Origin of the sequence: Devosia sp. BK, assembly GCF_032907385.1 — a bacterium.
GTDB lineage: Bacteria > Pseudomonadota > Alphaproteobacteria > Rhizobiales > Devosiaceae > Devosia.
On record NZ_JAIMBX010000001.1, the window covers coordinates 1470531 to 1488467 of the forward strand.

The window sequence follows — 17937 nt, forward strand, 5'->3', positions numbered from 1 at the left end:
CGTTAGCAGTCCGTTAACATTGAGACAGCCCGAACGCACTTAGTGCGACGATGGCGCGTCGCCCCAACCATCGGGGCGGATTTCGGCGACCATAAGGCCTTTTGGGCCATTGCCGTAGCGCACGAGAACATACTGGCCGGGGCGCAGTTCGGTGATGCCGAAACGGCGCAGCGTTTCCATGTGCACGAAAATATCGGGCGCGCCCTCACCCGCCGAGAGGAAGCCGAAACCGCGAATGCGGTTGAACCACTTCACCTCCAGGCGAACCATGGCCGAACTGGGTTCCACCACGACATGCGTGCGCGGGCTCGGCATCTGGGCGGGATGGCGGGCGGTCGAATCATCCATGGAGACGATGCGGAAAGCCTGAAGGCCACCTGGACGATTGAGCGCTTCGACAACAATGCGCGCGCCTTCATAAGCTGTCTGGTAACCATCGCGGCGGAGGCAGGTAACGTGGAGGAGGACGTCGGCCTTGCCATCATCGGGGATGATGAAACCAAACCCCTTGCCGGCATCGAACCACTTGATGGTGCCCGAAATCTCGATCGTATCGAGATTTGCATCATCTGCGTGTGTAGGCACGGTTTCGCGCTGGTCCGATCCGGACTCCTGCGACGGATCCGTGGGATTCCCACCTGCGCCGTTAAGATTGGCCCCCATGCCCTACGCCTTTTCCGCAACTCCCGTGACTACGGGTACTCCGACAATAGGGCCACTCTGTCCGATTCAGGCTCAAAAGTTAAGAAGGTGTTGCGAAATAGTTGTCCTCTGTTGCAACCGGCGCGGTTGCGAGGGCTTGCTTGCATTGCTAGGCCAATGACCGGACACTAAAAAGGAGGCTAGTTATGAAATATCTGCACACGATGGTGCGCGTCAGCAATGTCGAGGAAAGCCTCAAATTCTACTGCGAAGGCCTCGGGCTGGAAGAAGTGCGCCGCACCGAAAACGAAAAGGGCCGCTTCACGCTGATCTTCCTTCGCGCACCGGGTGACGAGGGCGGCGAAGTGGAGCTGACCTATAACTGGGACCCGGAGGAATATACCGGCGGGCGCAACTTCGGTCACCTCGCCTATCGGGTGAAGGATATCTATGCGCTCTGCCAGCATCTGCAGGATATGGGTGTTGTGATCAACCGGCCACCGCGTGACGGGCATATGGCTTTCGTGCGCTCGCCGGACGGAATTTCGGTGGAGCTGATTCAGGATGGCACTTTGCCGCCGCAGGAGCCTTGGGCTTCTATGGCGAATACAGGCAAGTGGTAAGATACATCGCCTGATTTAGCGCGTGGAATTACCCCCATCCCGCCTCCCCCTGGCAGGGGGAGGAGTGCCGCGGTGTTTCGGCTTAAGAAATCGCTAACCGTGCTGCTTAGCGGGCGGTTAGCGAAACTCTTCTAATTTTAGCGACTACACCGTCCAGCCCTTTTCTGTGGCAGATGCGCCACACGGGCCCATCGGGAAAGTCGCTATGCCCCGTTTTCTGCGCTCCATCCTCGCTCTCATAACCATTGTATCCGCACTTGCGGCTTGCGTGCCCATGGCCATGTTCGCTTCAAGCAGCGGCTCCGGCTATTCGGGGTTGAGATCGGACTGGGGGACCTATGTCACCTCCAAGAGCGTCAATGCATTTTGTCTCAGCCCGAAACTGCGTCTGCTGATCTGGGAATTCGAGGGCCAGTTCGGCAAGAAGGTCGTGATGCAATCGGGCTATCGCGACGCCTATCACAACTCGGCTGCCGGGGGGACGGACAACTCCTTCCATATGAAATGCATGGCCGCCGACTTCTATATTCCCGGCGTGGACAAAGCCCGGCTGATCGAATTCGCCATGCGCACGAATGGCGTCGGCGGGCTCGGCTGCTATCCGGGCCGGAGCTTCATCCATGTCGATGTGCGCGACAGGCCGCGCGGCTACAATCGACCAGTCACCTTCTCAGGCTGTTGATAACTTTGTCCTTTTTGAAAAAAGTTTGAAATCTCCAACAAGGGGGTTGCGTCCGGAAAAAGCTCCCTCTATACGACACCCAGCGTTGAGCGCGCCCTTCGTCTATCGGTTAGGACGGCACCCTTTCACGGTGCAGAGAGGGGTTCGATTCCCCTAGGGCGTACCACGCTTCTCCCACTTTTGGTTGGGAAAGCAGGTTGGCTCAGGCGCTCAAACAGCTTTAGGCGCCCTTCGTCTATCGGTTAGAACGGCTTTATATCCCGGAGAACCTACCAAGTGTGTATGTTCAAGGGCTTAGCGTTGGTAGGCCTACCACTACCATTGCTTTGTAACGATAGGACGGTATGGAGAACAAAAGCATTCAGAAGTCAAATTTCTGTTTGTTTTCAATGACTTAGAGCGCCCATAGATTATCGGTTAGATCGCCGCCCTCTCACGGCGGAGAGCGGGGTTCGATTCCCCGTGGGCGTACCAGTCAATCCATTCAGCTCCCATCACTGACTGATTAGAAGGCGCCCTTGGTGTATCGGTGAGCACGTAGCCCTTTCACGGCTAAGAGCCGGGTTCGATTCCCGGAGGGCGCACCAGTCCATTTATTCGGTGCGGGTTGTCTCATCGGCATGCAAGCATCGAACCTGCGGGCAAAAGGAACTTCCGGGTTTTGATGATGTCGGGAGGCTGCGGAGTGAACCGGATTAATCGTCCTCTCCCGTCAGCTCTTTCCATCTGCCGACGTTAATATCGACATAGCTATCGGGATAGGTCGTGCCCATGGCGATAAAGTCGGCGTCCCCTTCGCTATGGACCGCAAGCACCGCCGTGGCGGGCAAAGGCTGCTCGGTATAAAGATCGAAAGCTCCCTTATCGGGCAATGCTCCGCGAGAGCGAGCGAACGTTCGAACAACCGTATTAGCTGCCGCATAAGAATGATGGGTCGCGTGCAGCGGAACAGCAATCTCTAAAATGCGTGGTGTACCGATACGGCTGAGTGTTTCGATGAGCTCGTTATCCTCCGTCCAGAATGAGGCGACCTCACCACCCCATCGGCCCAGGAGATCCTCGGTGCCACCTTCGTAGGGCACCAGAGGATGGGAAGTAAGCCAGAAGATGCCGGAACGGAATTCGAGTTGGTCACCCTGAAATGGACTGTCATCGAAGGCAACGTCTGCTTTATCTGCCGACAGGTGACCGGCATCAACAAGCGCATCGAGACGCCGCCGCAGTGTTTCGGGCGTCGACAGTTCGATCCCCGACTTCAGCAGCGACTTGACCTCTTCATTGGTCATGCGGGTGCAGTGAAAGGCTCGGATTGAGCGACTTTCCATCCAGCGACCAAGGCCCTCAACGAAGCTGAGAAATTCGGTCGCGTAAGGATTGGACGGCCGTGAAGCGAGCCGATCACTGCCGCGAGCGTGGTCATACGCAAGAAAGTTGGCGTTCTCTGTGTCGAAGTATGAGACGAGCAGCTCTGCTTTTGCATCCAAGAGTTCGCGGAGCTTCTGATCGAAGGAATCCGCATTCCAAAGGTCTATGGTTGTTCGGGTTATCGATTGAGTGTTCATGAAGCATTCCTCGCGGTACTTAGATTCAGCACCGGTGCGACCCTCTCGCTCGGCGTTCCCGGCATAACACCCTCCCCAGCGATTATGCTCGCGAGCATCGCAGCGGCCTTGCCCGAATGAATTTTATGAGCCGTTTCCGTCTTGCGGCGTCGTTGCACCACCGCGTTTCGGCTCGAAGGGTGGGTGGCGACCATGGACCGAAGGTCTTCAACGAGCTCGTCGACGGTAAGCCCCGTGCTGCGAGCATAGTACCAGATCGGCAGCCACTTGCGCTGACAGTGGGCCTGGGCATGAATATATTGAAGGGGTTGGGCGGCTTTCTCACTGCGGAGAAAATTCCGCACGACAGCATCGGGGGTTACAGTGTCGCGGATGATGCGAGCCTGCTCTCTAGCCGCTTTATCTATCAGCTGAACGTCGCCTATCAGGCGCAGAGCTGGAGCTCCACGCACTTCCGAAAAGTCGCCCTCACGGATGAACTGGATCTGCGGCAGCAGGGTTTTATCAATAACGAAGGCCCCTGCGGACCCTTTAACTTCGCCCGTTTCGAGATCGAGGGCAATGACCTGAGCCCCTAGGTCTCCTCCAGATTTTGGTAGAGTCCGCCGCAACAGAGGGCGGACGCATGAAGCGCAGCAGGTTCAACGAAGAACAGATCATTGCGATATTGAAGGAGCAGGAGGCCGGGCTTGGGACGGCGGACCTGTGTCGCAAGCACGGCATCAGCAGTGCGACCTTCTACAAGTGGAAGGCCAAGTATGGCGGCCTGGACGTGTCGGAGGCGCGGCGGCTAAAGACGCTGGAGGACGAGAACGCCCGGCTCAAGAAGCTCCTTGCCGAGGCGATGCTGGACAATGCCATCCTCAAGGATGTCGCAGCAAAAAAATGGTGACGCCCGACGCGAAGCGGGATGCTGTGGCTCATGCCTGTCTGGCGCACGGGGTGAGCCAGCGGCGGGCGTGTGAAGCTTTGGATGTGGATCGATCGAGCGTGCGGTATCGCAGTCTGCGGCCGGACGACCGCGCTCTGCGAGAGGCGATGAAGACCGTTGCTGCCCAGCGGCGACGGTTCGGATATCGTCGTATCCATGTGATGCTGCAGCGACAGGGCATCGCGATGAACATCAAGAAGCTCAGGCGGCTCTATGCCGAGGAGAAGCTGCAGGTGCGCAAACGAGGCGGCCGCAAACGTGCCTTGGGAACACGACGGCCGATCATCGTGCCGGACCAGCCGAACCAGCGATGGAGCCTGGACTTTGTCAGCGATGCTTTGACCGATGGCCGGCGGTTCCGGGTGCTGACCCTTGTCGATGATTACACAAGGGAATGCCTCGCTCTGGTCGTGGACACCTCGCTCTCGGGGAGACGGGTGGTGCGCGAGCTCGATGCCGTCATTGCACGAAGAGGCGGGCCGTCGACTGTGGTCAGTGACAATGGCACCGAGTTCACCAGCATGGCGATCCTGCGCTGGTCTCAGGACCGGCAGATCGACTGGCACTACATTGCACCGGGCAAGCCCATGCAGAACGGCTTTATCGAGAGCTTCAATGGCAGCTTCCGTGATGAATGCCTCAACGAGACGCTGTTCACGTCACTGGCCGAAGCCAGGATGCGGATCGGCGCATGGAAGGACGACTACAACGACCACCGACCGCATTCCTCGTTGGGCAATCTCACGCCCAGCGAATTTGCCAGCAATCTGGCACTGGAAAAACAGGCCGCTTAGGGCCAAACATCAACCCAAGGACTCTCCGTAAAACCGGAGGGGACTTGGGCCTCACGTCAGTGGCTTGCTCGCCTGTGGCAACACCCATCATTCGTCTCGAAAATTCTGCGACGGCACGTTGCTCTCGCATATTGATTATGTGTCTCAGTTCACCTGGCTTAATCGTCCTCGTTTCACCGACATATCGGAAATAAATACATCCCTCTTTGACATCCTGCCCGATCACTTTAAGCGCGATAACAGGAGCGTTCGGATGAGGTTCTACGGTCAGAATTCCAATGTATTTGCCGTCGATCCGTATGGCGGACTTTGTGATGTGCGGTACAGGATCCAAGGCGCCAGCAAGGAAGCGATTGATGGCAGCAGGATCGGTCTTTTCGAACTCGTCATCCGTCAGACCCTCGACAACGAGAGTCCCGTCCCGAACCCCAAACAGGATCATTCCGCCTTTATTGTTGGCCATGCCCGCTATGGATTTGACGATTTCAGCGAACCGGTTCTGTTGCATACGAAACGATAGCTTGCATTCGATCGTATCGGTCTCGGTGCCGCGAAGCCGAAACACACCACCATTGTCCTCGAACAAGTGGCTGGACCCGGGACCGGCAGGCATGTTGGCTTTGGCAGGTGTGCCTGATCGCTGACGGAAGGCAGTGAGGAATTGGTCGAGAGCGCTGTCGTTGGCGATGGCAACTCCGCCCCCGTATTTTCCGCTCTTGATCTGGGCGATACGACCGGGGCTAATGAGGCGATCCTGGCGATTGAAGTGGAAGTGGGCCTCGTCGTTTCGCATGCCTCTCTTTAGCATGGCCTTGATTAACCCGATCTCGTCATCCGTAATATTGCGTTTCGCCACCGTCCACCCCCTAATTCGTACTAAGAGCATGTGCAAGTGTTGGCCAAAATCAAGGGACAACAGAGACTTGCTGCCTGTGATTTGTGGGATTTTTGTTTGAGCGCGCTATCTTTTGCTGTTTCAGGACCCTGATAATTTGGGATGAGCTTCGGGGATGCAGATGATGCGGAGAACGAGTGTCGTCGGCTTGTTGTGAAATGCCGCACTTTTGCCTAACTGAATGCACCACGAGCGAGAATTCTCGGTATGAACGCGCCTCACCGCCACCACTATATCCCTCGGATGATTTTGAGGAATTTTCTCAATGATCGTCGGGGGCTCTATTTTTGGCGTCGCGGGTTTCCTGTGGGGGACATCAAATCGACCAAGCCAGAAAACCTGTTTGTTGAAGACGACCTCTACACCATTGTCGGTGATGAGGGAGAGCGGGACGTTTCGGTCGAGCATGGCTTTGCTAAAATGGAAACGTCAGGCGCACACTTGATACGCCAGCTCGTCGATATCGTCAGAGCAGGCAAGAAGCCGCGCCTGGAAGAAGCAACTTGGGAATTTCTCCAGCACTTCAGATATTTTGCGGACAAGCGCTCATCGGCCTGGCACTCCCGCTTTTTGAGCGATGACGAGTTCAACGCCGTGATGGCGGAAGTCGCCAGCCAACCTCATTGGACGGACGAGGATCGGGCATGGATGTCTGATCCCAAGGACGTTGATCGGATCAAGAGGAATTCCCGCATTGCCGCCCAGACCTCCGGGCCGCCAGATGAGCTTCTCGATGAGATGCGAAAGCGAGGTCTGGCCATCTATGTCGCGCCTCGAAACGGTGCATTCATTCTTGGCGACCACCCGACCGCGATGGCAAGGGTTGGGCAGGCAGCCAAAGATGCTCCTGGCGGCAAAATTTCCTTCATGCCGATCGCGAGCGACATGGCCATCGGCTACTACACAAAAGCCCGGACGGTTCATGTCGAGCAACTGACGCGAGCACAGCTGAGGACTATGAACGAAGCGATGGTCCGGCAATCGGTGATGATCGCTGGACGGTCACGTGAATTGGTCTCGTCGTTGTCGAAAATCCCATACGAGACACCTGACTATTTCACGACCTCTGACTATCTGTGGGGATAGAGATAGGTCGACAGAAGCAGCGGAGTGGCTCCGATGGCGGGGGAACAGATATTACGAGCCCTCGTGGCGCCACTGCGCCGGCTCTGGAACCTCTATGGTGTCGGCACTCGCCTGCCCCACCGCGTTATGGACCGTTACCTCAATGGAGACGACTTCAACGGGTATGGGGTGCATGGGCTCGATGTCAGCACGGTTGCGAGCCTCATAAAGGCCGGCAAAGTCGATCTCGTTCGAGGCGACGGACATCCCAATCCACATATCAAGGCATTTGCTGAAGAGCCGGTTGAGGAGCAACTGAGAAAGCTGGCCGAACAGGGCCTCGGTGAGGGGTGCCTATACCCAACTCGACAGTTCCTTGTTGAGCAGCGTGCCGGAGCTGCGTTCACTGATCGACCGTTTACCCAGGAAATGGCGCTGGGCGCTCCACAGCTGGAGTTTCGTGTTTTTGACCTCCGCCTCCTGGAATTTTACCGGAACGACCCTCGTTTCAATTACGAGGTGGATGATGTTTCAGGCGGTATCTACCGCAATCCTGACCATAGGACGACCGAACCGAAGACTGTTGCTGACGGCGTAGAACTTGCGCGGTTTGGCTTTGCCTTCAATGAACAAATGGATCGGGCCATCGCCATCTTTTTGCGCGATCTTCGGCATGTCGGAGCCGAGGAGCAGAGGTTGATGGCCGGCTATCAGCTCAAAGGGGACTATAAGCTTCACCCCGGATTTTACAGCTCATACATCTTGGGTGAATGGCCCGAGAAAGTTTCGATCTATGACGCCTTCCTCGAAGAGAAGTACCACATCAATGAGATGTGCAGGCTGATGGGTAAGCCGGCATTGTTCAAAACCGATGTCCAGCATCCCAGACCGCACGGTTTTGGAATTTTACTCCGCTCCACCAATAAGGAGTTCCGGGATTTTGCCCTCCTGCTGAACCTGCTGCTGACTGACGATATCGATGTTGCGTTTTTCAAAGGTGACATTCCAACATCAGGAACCGTGACAGACGAAGCGGGGAATAAACGCAAAAGTCCCATCGGCACAATCACGCTCCTTCAGCAGTGGCTGTCCCCCCCGCGTTTTCGGCCGAGAGACCCGGAAGCGATGGAGGCACTCTTCAAAAAGCTTCGGAACATCCGAACCGTTCGTGCTCGCCCTGCGCACATCGCCGAAGAAAACACATTCGATCAGGTATTTCTTCACCAGCAGAGAGAGCTTATGAATGACGCCTACGATGTTGTTCGAGAGTTGCGCATGTACCTCGAGAACCACCCCAAGGTCCGGGGATATACGGTCCCCGACTATCTCCGCCGGGGACTGGTTTGGACGTATTGAGACGCTTGCCGAGCGGGTGACCCGCACGGCAAGCAGGGCTCTACGTGTCTTCAACATTATCATTGCTGGCCGCAATGGTGCCAGTCGTCTTCCCCAGCGGAAACCGAACGACAGTGCCGCACTTGCGACCCGAGCCATCGATGCCCGCCCGTTCTTCGCCCTCGTCTTTGACCGCGGTAGCGATACCGACCAGGGCACGCTTGGCTGCCTTCTCAAACGCTTGGGGGCCCAGACTATCGTGTACGCCGGCAAGGCGGACGATCACCTTGATCAGGAGGTCATTCATGATGCTCACCCACAAAATCGAGGCCGTCGTCCGTCGCATGCTTGCGAATAATGTCCAGGAATTGACGCCCGGTCAGATAGCGGTGAACCATCAGGCTGTTCGCGACCGTTTGTACCAAGCCTGCATTGGCCTCGATAATTTCCAAGCCTGAGGCATAGACCCGTTGCAGATCCGCCTCGACCGCCTTCGTGAGGTGAGTATCAAGGGGCAGAAGGCTCATGACCGTTTTTGGGTTTGCACGGTACGCCAGGGTATTGCCGAAGCCAAATGCCGTGTGCCCAAGGGTAATCCAATAGGTTGCCAAAGCCAGATCGCTGTCGTCACTGCCGCCGGCCCCACTGCTGACCGACGAGAGCAACACCTCTTCTCCACAGCGACCACCGAGATAGATCATGGCCATGGCTTCAACCTCATCTCGCGACAGGATGGAGCTCGCAAACGGTGTGGTGACGGCTTGCCCTCCTTCACCAGCTCGCCGAATAACTGAAACCCGCTCTACCGATCCTTCGCGAAGGATATGGCTCACCACTGCATGAGATGCCTCGTGAACAGCGACGCGCCAAAGCAAGTCGGCCGGCCGATCTTCGGGTGGAGCGACTTGATCGAGCAAGTCTGACAGCCGCATGGCGCGGTTCTCTGAACGAGCGGCTCGGCGAGCGTTCTTGACCCATGCCGTAACGTCCGCCCCAGTGCTGCCGCCCCCAAGCGTTGCAATGGGGGTCAGATCGGCATCGGCCAGATCCTCACCCAGATGCTGACGGATGATACCAGCGAGAGCCTCGGTATTGGGCAAAGCGATATGGACGATCCGATCCAAGCGACCAGGCCGAACCAAACCGGGGTCAAGCCTGTCAGGATTGTTGGTCGCTCCGATCACGATCAGCTTGGATGAAGCGCCAGACACAACACTATCGAGCTTGAGGAGCAGATGGTTGACCACCGGCAACCACCATGACCCCCGGTCGCCATTGAGGGAACTGCGCCGGGGAACCCCGTCAATCTCATCGATAAACAAGACAGCTGGAGCGTTCGCTGCCGCCCTGTTGAAGGCATCGTCGATCTGCTTGATGATGGAATCGAGGTACCCTGGCCCATTCGCAAACCAGTCGCCTACCGATGTCGCAACCAGTGGCAAGCGTGCGGACTTTGCAAGGCTGCGAACGAGGGTCGACTTACCGAAGCCCGGAGGCGATGCCAGCACGACGCAACGCGACAGGTCAGAAAAGTTGATTTCGTCCCGCCGCCAGGCCTCGAGATCTGTAATCAAATCCTTGCACCAGTCCATCGCATCGCCATAACCATGCAAATCTTCGATGTCTGGCACAGCCGCAAGACCAGGGTCGACGGCTGTCTTAGCATTGGCCGCAGCCACAAGACGCTGGACGCAGGCGGTTGCCGTACTGCCAATGCGAATTGCGGCACAGATTTCCGCATAATCGAGGCCTGCTGCGACCATCTTCGGCAAAGACCGCGGGAAGCGGCCGGTCGAAGCCTTAATGGCCTCCCGGATGATCGCATCTGAGGGCGGCTCTACCTTGAGGAAGATGTCTGCCGTGGTGGTCATGGCCTTGGGCAATAATCGGTGCGGCGCCTGTGAAATACCAAGCGTCCGCCCGCCACTCGCCAACGCGTTGAGGGCATGGTCAATCAAGACGTCATTGCTGACAGTGCTGCGGTTGGGGACGGTTGCGGCTTGAACATACTTCCAGTCGCCCAGCTTCTTGCCGGCAGCCGCGAGCGGATCAACCCACTGGGCCGTCGGGGCTTCGATCACGACGCAAGCCGTGCGATCCCGCCGCAATTGAGAAACCTGCTCGGGCGTGAAAGTCTCCCGCAGCATCAGTTCGGGCAATACCTGAGTTGATGAGCGCAAGCCCTTGGGATTGGATGTAGGGAGGGGCGAAGCCGTTACGTTTGGAATGTCTTCGAGGTGGTCGTCGTCATAGTCATCATTATCGGCCATTTGTGCCTCGTGCCCCTGCATGGCAGAAGGCGAGGACTACAAGTCCGCCCTGCGCTGCAGGATATGTTGGCGCCCTGAAGGTCGCCCGGATTTTGTGGGGTACATGAAAGGTCTCGTCAGGGTCGTTTGACCCATAGTCGGACGCTTATGAACGCGGCCACATGGAACCCGTCAACACATGGCAAGCCGGGGGTAAACCGGTCGGCACGACCGTCGGCGATCTCGAAAAAATTGAAAGGCAAGTGAGGTCTCCTTGAGGATCCCTCCCACCCTCAGATCAGGATTACTGAGGAGTCTGAAGGGCAAAGCAATGCTGCCAACGTCCAAGGGGCGTCGCGCATAGACTGTCGCGTTTGCGTATGGTTTTCAGGACTTGCATAAGGGAACAAATAAAGAACATATTCAGGGGTGTCAACGCACGAAATCAAGTTGCATCATCAGGCTTGAAGATGGGCGATGACCTTGTTCAGTGCGTCGATAAAGCCAGGGTCGGACAGCTCCTTACCCGTCTTGCTCTGAAGCACACCCAATTCGCCGATGGTCAGTCCGCGTTGCAACAGACGGCGTTGCGCGAGAAAATCACTCAACGCCGAGAACTCGCTTTCCGTAAGTTCCAGCTGCGCATTCTTGTTGGGTTGGTTGCCCGCGATGCTCTCAACGCCGCTTTCAAGCCGGATCACCGGCGTACCCTTCACCTGCTTCAGAATGTCGAGCTGGCTCTTGAGGCTACGGTTCTGGCTTACCAACAGACCAACCTGATGACGCAAGGCTGGGTCGCTGATGGCCGAGACCTCCGTCATGTCGATCACTTCCCCAGCCAACACCTTTGCCGAACGCGGTGCTGTGGAAAGGATCACCTCTGCGGCCATTTCCCAGGCGCGATAAAGCTCGTGATAAGGGTTGTTGCCATCACGCTTATTGCGGATGGAGGATTCAGCGATCGACTGATCCTTGGCCGAAAAGCGAGCGGCATATGCCGCAAGCAAGGATGGCACGGTCAGGCGTTGCTTACCGGTGACGACCAAGTGCTTGCAGGTGTCGTTGATATTCCGCAGCTTCACTCGAACCGTTTCGGTCGCAGCGGCTTGAATGAGTTCTGCGAGCCGTGTTTCCACGACGTCGATGGCTTGCTTGTTAATGTCGTTCATTTCGATACTTCCATCCACCACGAAGACCGCTCAGGACCCACCAGAGATCAGGGTATCTGACCCCATCGCCGCCTTTGCTTCCTTTCCTGAGGCCGTCGTGCTCCCGTGCAAGGCACGCGGCCTCAGCCGCTTTCCACCTTGCACGATGCGCTCGTCGACCTCTTCGGAACGGCGCGACGGCGGCTCCGGAGATCAGATAAACAAGTTCGGCGGCGGGAAGCGTCATCTGCCCTCACCAGTCCATCTGAAGCCAACAAGCCGTTGTTCTGTCACCCAGGGGCGAGCCAGGGCAGCTTCGGCCAGGCTGATCGGTCCAACGAGAACCGCCTGTCGTTCGGCCCGCGTGATGGCAGTGTAGAGCCAGCTTGGATCGAGAAGACGCGTCGGATAAAGCGGCACGATAATGCGACTGGCGCTGCTGCCTTGACACTTATGGCAGGTGACCGCGTAAGCCAGAGACAAATCGAAAATCTGCTCGGTATCCAGCAGCTTGCGTCGCTCTTCTCCTTCGAATGCCACTTCGAGCATCATGGTGTCTGGGAAGATCTCGGTGACCCGGCCCATCATCCCGTTGACGAGTCCGGCTGCGTAGTCGTTGCGACCAAAAATGACAGGGTCACCGATGCCGAAGATGCAGCCCAGATGCCCTCGCATGGTTGGAGGGTTATCCCGTTCGAAGCGAATTGATTGCAGCCTTGCGTTGAGGCTGTCGACACCCGCGGCCCCGGAATTTGTCGCTGCGACGATCAACGCCTCTCCGTCCACAACCCCAAGATCCTCTGCAATGTTAGAGACCGCTTCCGGAAGGCTATCGAGGTCTGCAAACTGATGCACAACACCATCGGCCATCCCCGCATATGGGAGGAGGCCCGGGAGGGACCTTTCTCGCACTGCCGCCGACACTGCGGGAATACCAGTGGAAGCAGCTTGGCGATGCACCTGGGTCAGACGGACGGTGATCCTTGAATCACGAACCAGTTGGTGGAAGACCAGGCCAAATCCGACCGGAGGCAACTGGCTCTCATCACCGACGAGGAGAAGATGTGCCCCTTCCGGCAGGCGTCGCACGAGAGCATGCACTGTCGGCAAGTCCACCATTGAGGCTTCATCGACCAAGACCAGTGTCCCGGCTTCAATTTTGGCCAAACGATCCAACTTGGTGTCAGCGCCGTCAGCCCCCTCGATTTCGAGGCGCTCTCTTTCCGCCAATTCAGCCAGCGTTCTGGCAAGGGTCTTGGCCAGACGACTGGTTGATCGGCTCAAACGCAGTGCCGCCTTGCCCGCCAAAGCGCAAAGAACAACTTGACCACCGAGCTGTTCCCAGGCCTCGACAATCAAGCGGCACGTATAGGTCTTGCCCGTGCCGGCTCCACCAACGAGGCACGATAATGGATTGCTCAACACGGCTCGGGCAGCCTCGAGCTGTTGAGGATGCGGTGCCAAGGTCTGGTTCGCCAGCGCCAACGCCTCAGAGATGGCCGAAACATTATGCTGAGATCTGCCAGCGACCATCGCGGTAAACCGGTTCTGAAGCGCAAACTCCATGGCTGCCGCACCAGGGGCACGCAACGTCCGGCCATCCCGTAAAACTGCCCCATCCTGTTCCGCAAAAGCGATGGCATCACCGAGGATGACAGGGGACCGAATGCCCAAAAGCTTACCGATAGCCTCTTCCAGATCTGCTTCATAAAGCGCGGTTGCGCCACGTTGCAGGGTCAGCTTGATGCACTCGTCGACCGCACCGACCAAACGCCGCCGATCATGAACGACGTTGTCCACATCACGACCAAGGATCGCTCTGCCAATGTCGTCGATGGTCTTCCACGAAACCAGCGGCACCAAGGCATAGGGATTGGCTTCCAGAATCCGAGGGGTCTCCTCACCACAAAGGCGATAAAGGCGACGGGCGAGCCGAACATCTTCGATACCGGCATTGTCGAGCCATGTCATGACCGCGGCCTCGCCGGCAGCATCGCGCCAGCATCGCATAACGCCAGCTGCGAGCCGAACCCCAAGGACGGGCTTTCCGGGCGCAAGGACGTCAGCAACCGCTTGAAGCCGACTATCGTCCTCAAGCACTTCGTTAAGGCGCACTCCAAAGGCGTTCCAAAGTCGAGTTGCCCGTTCCTCACCGATACCGGGGGCATGGTTGGCCAAAAAACGTCGCATCAATACGCCGCCCGACATCACCCTGCGACCGCGTTGCACCTCCACCTGATGACCATGGACGGTGTCGCGACCCCTGCCCTCAATGGTCCAGACCTCGCCAACGCCCGGCTTGCCGGTCAGGACTTGCGTCAGTGCCTTAAATCGCAGGCGGGTTCCTGCATGCGGGTGTTCATTACCGAGAACGGTCGCGGAGAAGATTGTGCCGAACTCACGCTGGGAGAGGATGGTGTCGATGGAAACCTGCATCATAAGACACCACCCAGACGAACGGTCTGCCCGGTCTCCTCAACGATGCGCAGCTGCTCGCGAAGGGAGGCAATTTCGCGCCTCTGCCATTCAATCGTTGCAGCCTGCTCGGCGACCAGCTTACCCAATTCGCTGTGCCGTCGAGCCTCAAGCTTCATGCGATTCCCAACGACAGCGTCGACATCGTCTTGATCGCCACGGGCGCCGATGGGCTTAAGCCCCTGCTCTTGAGCCACCGCGTTGACGACGGAACGAATTTCGGCCTTCTTGAAAAAATGCTGCTCTTGCTGAACCGGCAGGCCCAGAAGCTTGACCAGCCCCCGAACGTTGACCTTGCCGTCTGATGTATACGGCAAGCTAGGCGTGGCGCGGCCATTGGCTTCCCACGCACGAACCTTGTCTTCGAGAAGCGGCTCAAGACGGCTGAGAATGTCAGGGACGACGGAACGGCTCATCTTCGGACCTCAGCTGTGAGGTCGAGCAGCATGGGACCGTCGTTGGCAGCAGGCAAAGCTGCACGGTCGAGAGGCCGGCCAATCGAGCGTCTGATAGCATCGTCAAAACTGTGCTCGATTCCAAGGTCTGCCAAGGTCTTGCGGCCCTGGATCAGATTTTCGGTCTCCATCGCACCAAGCTTACTCAAGAGCATTTCTGCCAAAGCATCCGCAGCCTTACGCTTTTCAACGTTGGACAGCGGCGACATCGAGAAAGGCACGAAACCCTCCCGATAAAGCACGCGGTCGATAAACCCATCGCGCTCACGTTCGAGGTCTTCGGATTCAAGTGATGGATAGAAGCGGCTCATCTGGACGATAGAGTCAGAAAGCTCAAACCGCGTTGAAGGTCGGCCGGTGACCTCGGGGACCCCGTCTTGATGCAGCAGCATCGGAAGCTTGGCGTCTTCGTCGCTTTCGCCTGCCAAGCCGCGGATCTTTTCGATCAGCGTCAGAGCGGCATGAAAATCGGCCGCATGCTGGTCGCTCTTGGCGTCATCCCCTTCCCACTCCGCTTCGAGGACCGCGATGCGACGCCGCAGATCGTCTGGAACAGGTTCACCTTCAGTCGTAAGAGTGTAACGTCGCTTCTTCAGTTCAGAGATTTCGGCCTTTCTCGACTCGGTTCGAGCAGCAACCGTCTGGGCCTTGGCAGCGATGGCGTTCGAGTGTCCCACCAAGGGAATCAAAAACGGCAGGCCGGTTACAAAGAAGCGGCAACGGACGCAGTTTCTTGCGCCGCCAGGCACAGGCCCATATACGGACTTATCTGCCTCCCCACGGGGTTGTCTTTTCCGAACTGTCTCGCCACCGATATTGCAAAGCGTCTGCCCATTTGGGCAAACACCGATGTCCATACCCGACCAGCTGGAGCTTTCGGCATATTGTCCAGTGGCCTGATGAATGCCGTCATCGGACAATCGGGCGGTCATCCGAGCTGCTTGTGCAAACGTCGAGGAACTCAGGGTTTCGCGGAAATCTGCTTCGCTGTTCACCAACGCCTTTTGCCGGGCAGCGTTGAGAATTTCATTCACGTGACTGGGCTCGTACTTGACGTAGCGCAGGGTCATCAAAATGGTGGAATGACCAGCAACCAGCCGGCTTAAGATGCCGATTGGCACGCCGCTATCATAAAGGGCGGTGATCGTAGACGATCGCATACCGTGCATCGAGTAGATGGCTTGCTTTGGCAGGCCGCTTTCATCCCGACGGGTGATAATGGTGATATTGGCGGTTGGATCTTCCTCGTTGAGCCGCCGTTCCAGTTCGCTCAGGGCGTCATGGAAAAACTGCAGGAGCGCCGGATAGGAAGGTGGGGCCTCACGCCCACGCTTCCCATAGTTCAAAGGGTCACGGAAAAGGTAGAAGCGATCGGGTTGGCTCTGGCGAACCACGGCGCTCGCCTCGTCCTTGAAAACATGCTTTGGCACTTCGGCTTGGGGCAGCGGCCCTTCGACGACATTGTAGCGTGTCTGCCACCGCCGCATGGCATCAAGGTTGGCAATGACCTCGTCATGCTGCCATGGAATTTCGTACCCCGAGGTTTCGTCGAACAGCTGCTCGCGATCCTGGGTCTTGTTGGAGTTAATATAAAAGCCGGTGATGTCGCTGCCATTGATGCCCATCCCCTTGATTTGGCGCAGAACGCCACGCCGCGGATTGCGAGCCTTGTTTCTCAGCCAGTAGCGGGCATGGGGGCCTACATTGGGTTCCCAAACCTGCTTCTCCACATTCCAACGCTCGGCATCACCCTCCCCGCTGTCGAGGCGTCGGGCCTGAACCGTGCGAAGCGGCAGATCGAGCAGCAGCATCAGGAGGCGTGGCACCACCTCTGAGAACACAGGCGCCCCTTCGCCGGTGATACTGTCAGCCCAAGTGAACCAGAGGCGTGCCTGACCGTCAGCACCAACCAGCGACTTAGGCCAGGCGAAGTCATCTTCGGAGATGATTTCCTTGAGCCTGAGGTGGAGGCGCGTGGGCATCGGGCGAGCAGCCAATTGGGTGGTTCTTTGCACCTGCGGCTGTTGCTGTCTGAACCTCGTGATATCTGACCATGTGAGAGACATGCTGAATTGGGGGCGACCTCGGTCGTCACGGCTACGGTCCGAAAGCCACGTGCCAAAATCAAACACCTTACCGACAGCACCCATTCGCGTTGCGGGTGTACTCCAAGACGCGGCAAACTCCAGGATGGCCCGCATAGTCTTGTTGGAAAATACCTTGTGAGGGGTATCAGTCTGGTTTGGCGGAAGAGTTTCAAGCGCGGCAAGCATAAGTTTGAGACCGCGTCGGTGCTGCTTCTTTTGGGCCAGATGCAACTCATCGAGCCAGATCTCGTAATCCCGCTCGATCCAGCTGAGGTGCTCGTGCTCGCTGACAGGCGACATTTTACGAGCACCACGCCCGGAATAGGCAATCCGTCCGAGCGATCGACCAAAATTGTGATCATTTCGCATCTCACCGATCGCTGTCATGAATGATCGGATAAGCCTGGATTGCCAATTCGGGATGAATGGCTGCCAAACGCCGTTGGGCTTGAGAGCATCCCCAAGATAACCGGCGTGCAGATCGGTAACATCGTTGAGTGTGTTAATGCCGTCAAACGACTTCTGCAGCGCGACAAACACCTTCCAGTAGTTGAACGAATAGTTCTTCCGTACCAGGTCCATGTCCAGCCGCTGAATGGTTGGCAGGGCCTCGAATTCATCTCGCATTGCGGCCAGGTTCGGATCGAGCGCACCAACCAAATGCTGGAATGAGAACATGTCGATTTCGCCAAAGGGCGACTGTCCCCATAAAAAGCCGAGCGGCCAGAGAACACCTTCAAGACCGTAAAGCTCTCGCAATAAGGGAGCCTTTTCCTTTGCGGTGAGACCCGAAGATGCCTTGGCACAAAGCGCCTCGACAGTTTGGTGCAATGCCGTGTTGGGGATTTCGACTTCGAAAGTGCCGTCGTCATCTTCGTCATCGGACGAGAAGACTGGTGTGCTTGCGTCGACTAATGGCTTGATGCCGAAGAGATTGAGCGATGTGTTCGCGAAATGCGGGCTGCCAAGGCGACGCAGATCGAAGGTGGACATG

The 17937-nt window shown here is 57.3% G+C and carries 15 protein-coding genes and 3 tRNA genes; 9 read left to right on the forward strand and 9 right to left on the reverse strand.

Annotated features, from left to right (window positions below; translation table 11 throughout):
- Nucleotides 1-39 precede the first annotated feature (39 nt).
- A complete protein-coding gene (locus DevBK_RS07250; protein ID WP_082461242.1) occupies nucleotides 40-663 on the reverse strand; it encodes a cold-shock protein in 624 nt (207 codons plus the stop codon).
- A 185-nt stretch (nucleotides 664-848) separates the two neighbouring features.
- Between DevBK_RS07250 and DevBK_RS07255 the strand changes: the two genes are divergently transcribed.
- From DevBK_RS07255 to DevBK_RS07275, 5 genes are all read left to right on the forward strand, one after another.
- Nucleotides 849-1265, forward strand: coding sequence for a VOC family protein (locus DevBK_RS07255; protein ID WP_317184953.1), 417 nt, complete (start codon nucleotides 849-851; stop codon nucleotides 1263-1265).
- 205 nt (nucleotides 1266-1470) lie between these two features.
- Nucleotides 1471-1947: a YcbK family protein gene (locus tag DevBK_RS07260; protein WP_062631152.1), complete on the forward strand. Its 477-nt coding sequence runs from the start codon at nucleotides 1471-1473 to the stop codon at nucleotides 1945-1947.
- Nucleotides 1948-2038: 91 nt separating this feature from the next.
- Nucleotides 2039-2113: transfer RNA gene (locus DevBK_RS07265), tRNA-Glu, on the forward strand.
- A 233-nt stretch (nucleotides 2114-2346) separates the two neighbouring features.
- Nucleotides 2347-2421, forward strand: a tRNA-Glu gene (locus DevBK_RS07270).
- Between the two features lie 38 nt (nucleotides 2422-2459).
- Nucleotides 2460-2534, forward strand: a tRNA-Glu gene (locus DevBK_RS07275).
- Between the two features lie 108 nt (nucleotides 2535-2642).
- On the opposite strand, the gene DevBK_RS07280 is transcribed toward DevBK_RS07275, so the two are convergent.
- Nucleotides 2643-3509, reverse strand: coding sequence for a hypothetical protein (locus tag DevBK_RS07280; protein WP_317184954.1), 867 nt, complete (start codon nucleotides 3507-3509; stop codon nucleotides 2643-2645).
- A 125-nt stretch (nucleotides 3510-3634) separates the two neighbouring features.
- Here DevBK_RS07280 and DevBK_RS07285 point away from each other — a divergent pair, with 125 nt between their 5' ends.
- Nucleotides 3635-4087 (forward strand): hypothetical protein, encoded by a 453-nt coding sequence (locus tag DevBK_RS07285; RefSeq protein WP_317184955.1) that lies wholly within the window; start codon nucleotides 3635-3637, stop codon nucleotides 4085-4087.
- A gap of 47 nt (nucleotides 4088-4134) precedes the next feature.
- A protein-coding gene (locus DevBK_RS07290) for an IS3 family transposase (RefSeq protein WP_317184956.1) occupies nucleotides 4135-5234 on the forward strand; the annotation gives its coding sequence in 2 pieces (ribosomal slippage) (nucleotides 4135-4384 and nucleotides 4384-5234; 1101 coding nt in all).
- Here DevBK_RS07290 and DevBK_RS07295 read toward each other — a convergent pair.
- A complete protein-coding gene (locus tag DevBK_RS07295) occupies nucleotides 5182-6090 on the reverse strand; it encodes an ATP-binding protein (RefSeq protein WP_317184957.1) in 909 nt (302 codons plus the stop codon). The genes DevBK_RS07290 and DevBK_RS07295 overlap by 53 nt on opposite strands.
- Nucleotides 6091-6336: 246 nt before the next feature.
- On the opposite strand from DevBK_RS07295, the gene DevBK_RS07300 reads away from it, so the two are divergent.
- Both DevBK_RS07300 and DevBK_RS07305 read left to right on the forward strand, forming a co-directional pair.
- On the forward strand, nucleotides 6337-7215 hold the full coding sequence (locus DevBK_RS07300; protein WP_317184958.1) for a DUF4238 domain-containing protein: 879 nt from the start codon (nucleotides 6337-6339) through the stop codon (nucleotides 7213-7215).
- A 33-nt stretch (nucleotides 7216-7248) separates the two neighbouring features.
- Entirely contained in the window at nucleotides 7249-8550 is a 1302-nt protein-coding gene (locus DevBK_RS07305) for a hypothetical protein (RefSeq protein WP_317184959.1), read from the forward strand.
- A 40-nt stretch (nucleotides 8551-8590) separates the two neighbouring features.
- On the opposite strand, the gene DevBK_RS07310 is transcribed toward DevBK_RS07305, so the two are convergent.
- The 6 genes from DevBK_RS07310 to DevBK_RS07335 form a co-directional block, all read right to left on the reverse strand.
- A complete protein-coding gene (locus tag DevBK_RS07310; RefSeq protein ID WP_317184960.1) occupies nucleotides 8591-8836 on the reverse strand; it encodes a hypothetical protein in 246 nt (81 codons plus the stop codon).
- On the reverse strand, nucleotides 8829-10799 hold the full coding sequence (locus tag DevBK_RS07315; RefSeq protein ID WP_317184961.1) for an AAA family ATPase: 1971 nt from the start codon (nucleotides 10797-10799) through the stop codon (nucleotides 8829-8831). The genes DevBK_RS07310 and DevBK_RS07315 overlap by 8 nt, the downstream gene beginning before the upstream one ends.
- Before the next feature lie 437 nt (nucleotides 10800-11236).
- Nucleotides 11237-11947, reverse strand: a complete 711-nt coding sequence (gene gmtX / locus DevBK_RS07320; RefSeq protein ID WP_317184962.1) for a gamma-mobile-trio protein GmtX — start codon at nucleotides 11945-11947, stop codon at nucleotides 11237-11239.
- A 222-nt stretch (nucleotides 11948-12169) separates the two neighbouring features.
- Nucleotides 12170-14365 (reverse strand): AAA family ATPase, encoded by a 2196-nt coding sequence (locus DevBK_RS07325; protein ID WP_317184963.1) that lies wholly within the window; start codon nucleotides 14363-14365, stop codon nucleotides 12170-12172.
- A complete protein-coding gene (locus tag DevBK_RS07330) occupies nucleotides 14362-14817 on the reverse strand; it encodes a hypothetical protein (protein WP_317184964.1) in 456 nt (151 codons plus the stop codon). The genes DevBK_RS07325 and DevBK_RS07330 overlap by 4 nt, the downstream gene beginning before the upstream one ends.
- Complete coding sequence (locus DevBK_RS07335; RefSeq protein WP_317184965.1) at nucleotides 14814-17936, reverse strand: VPA1269 family protein; 3123 nt, start codon at nucleotides 17934-17936, stop codon at nucleotides 14814-14816. Before DevBK_RS07335 ends, DevBK_RS07330 begins: the two co-directional genes overlap by 4 nt.
- Nucleotide 17937 lies beyond the last annotated feature (1 nt).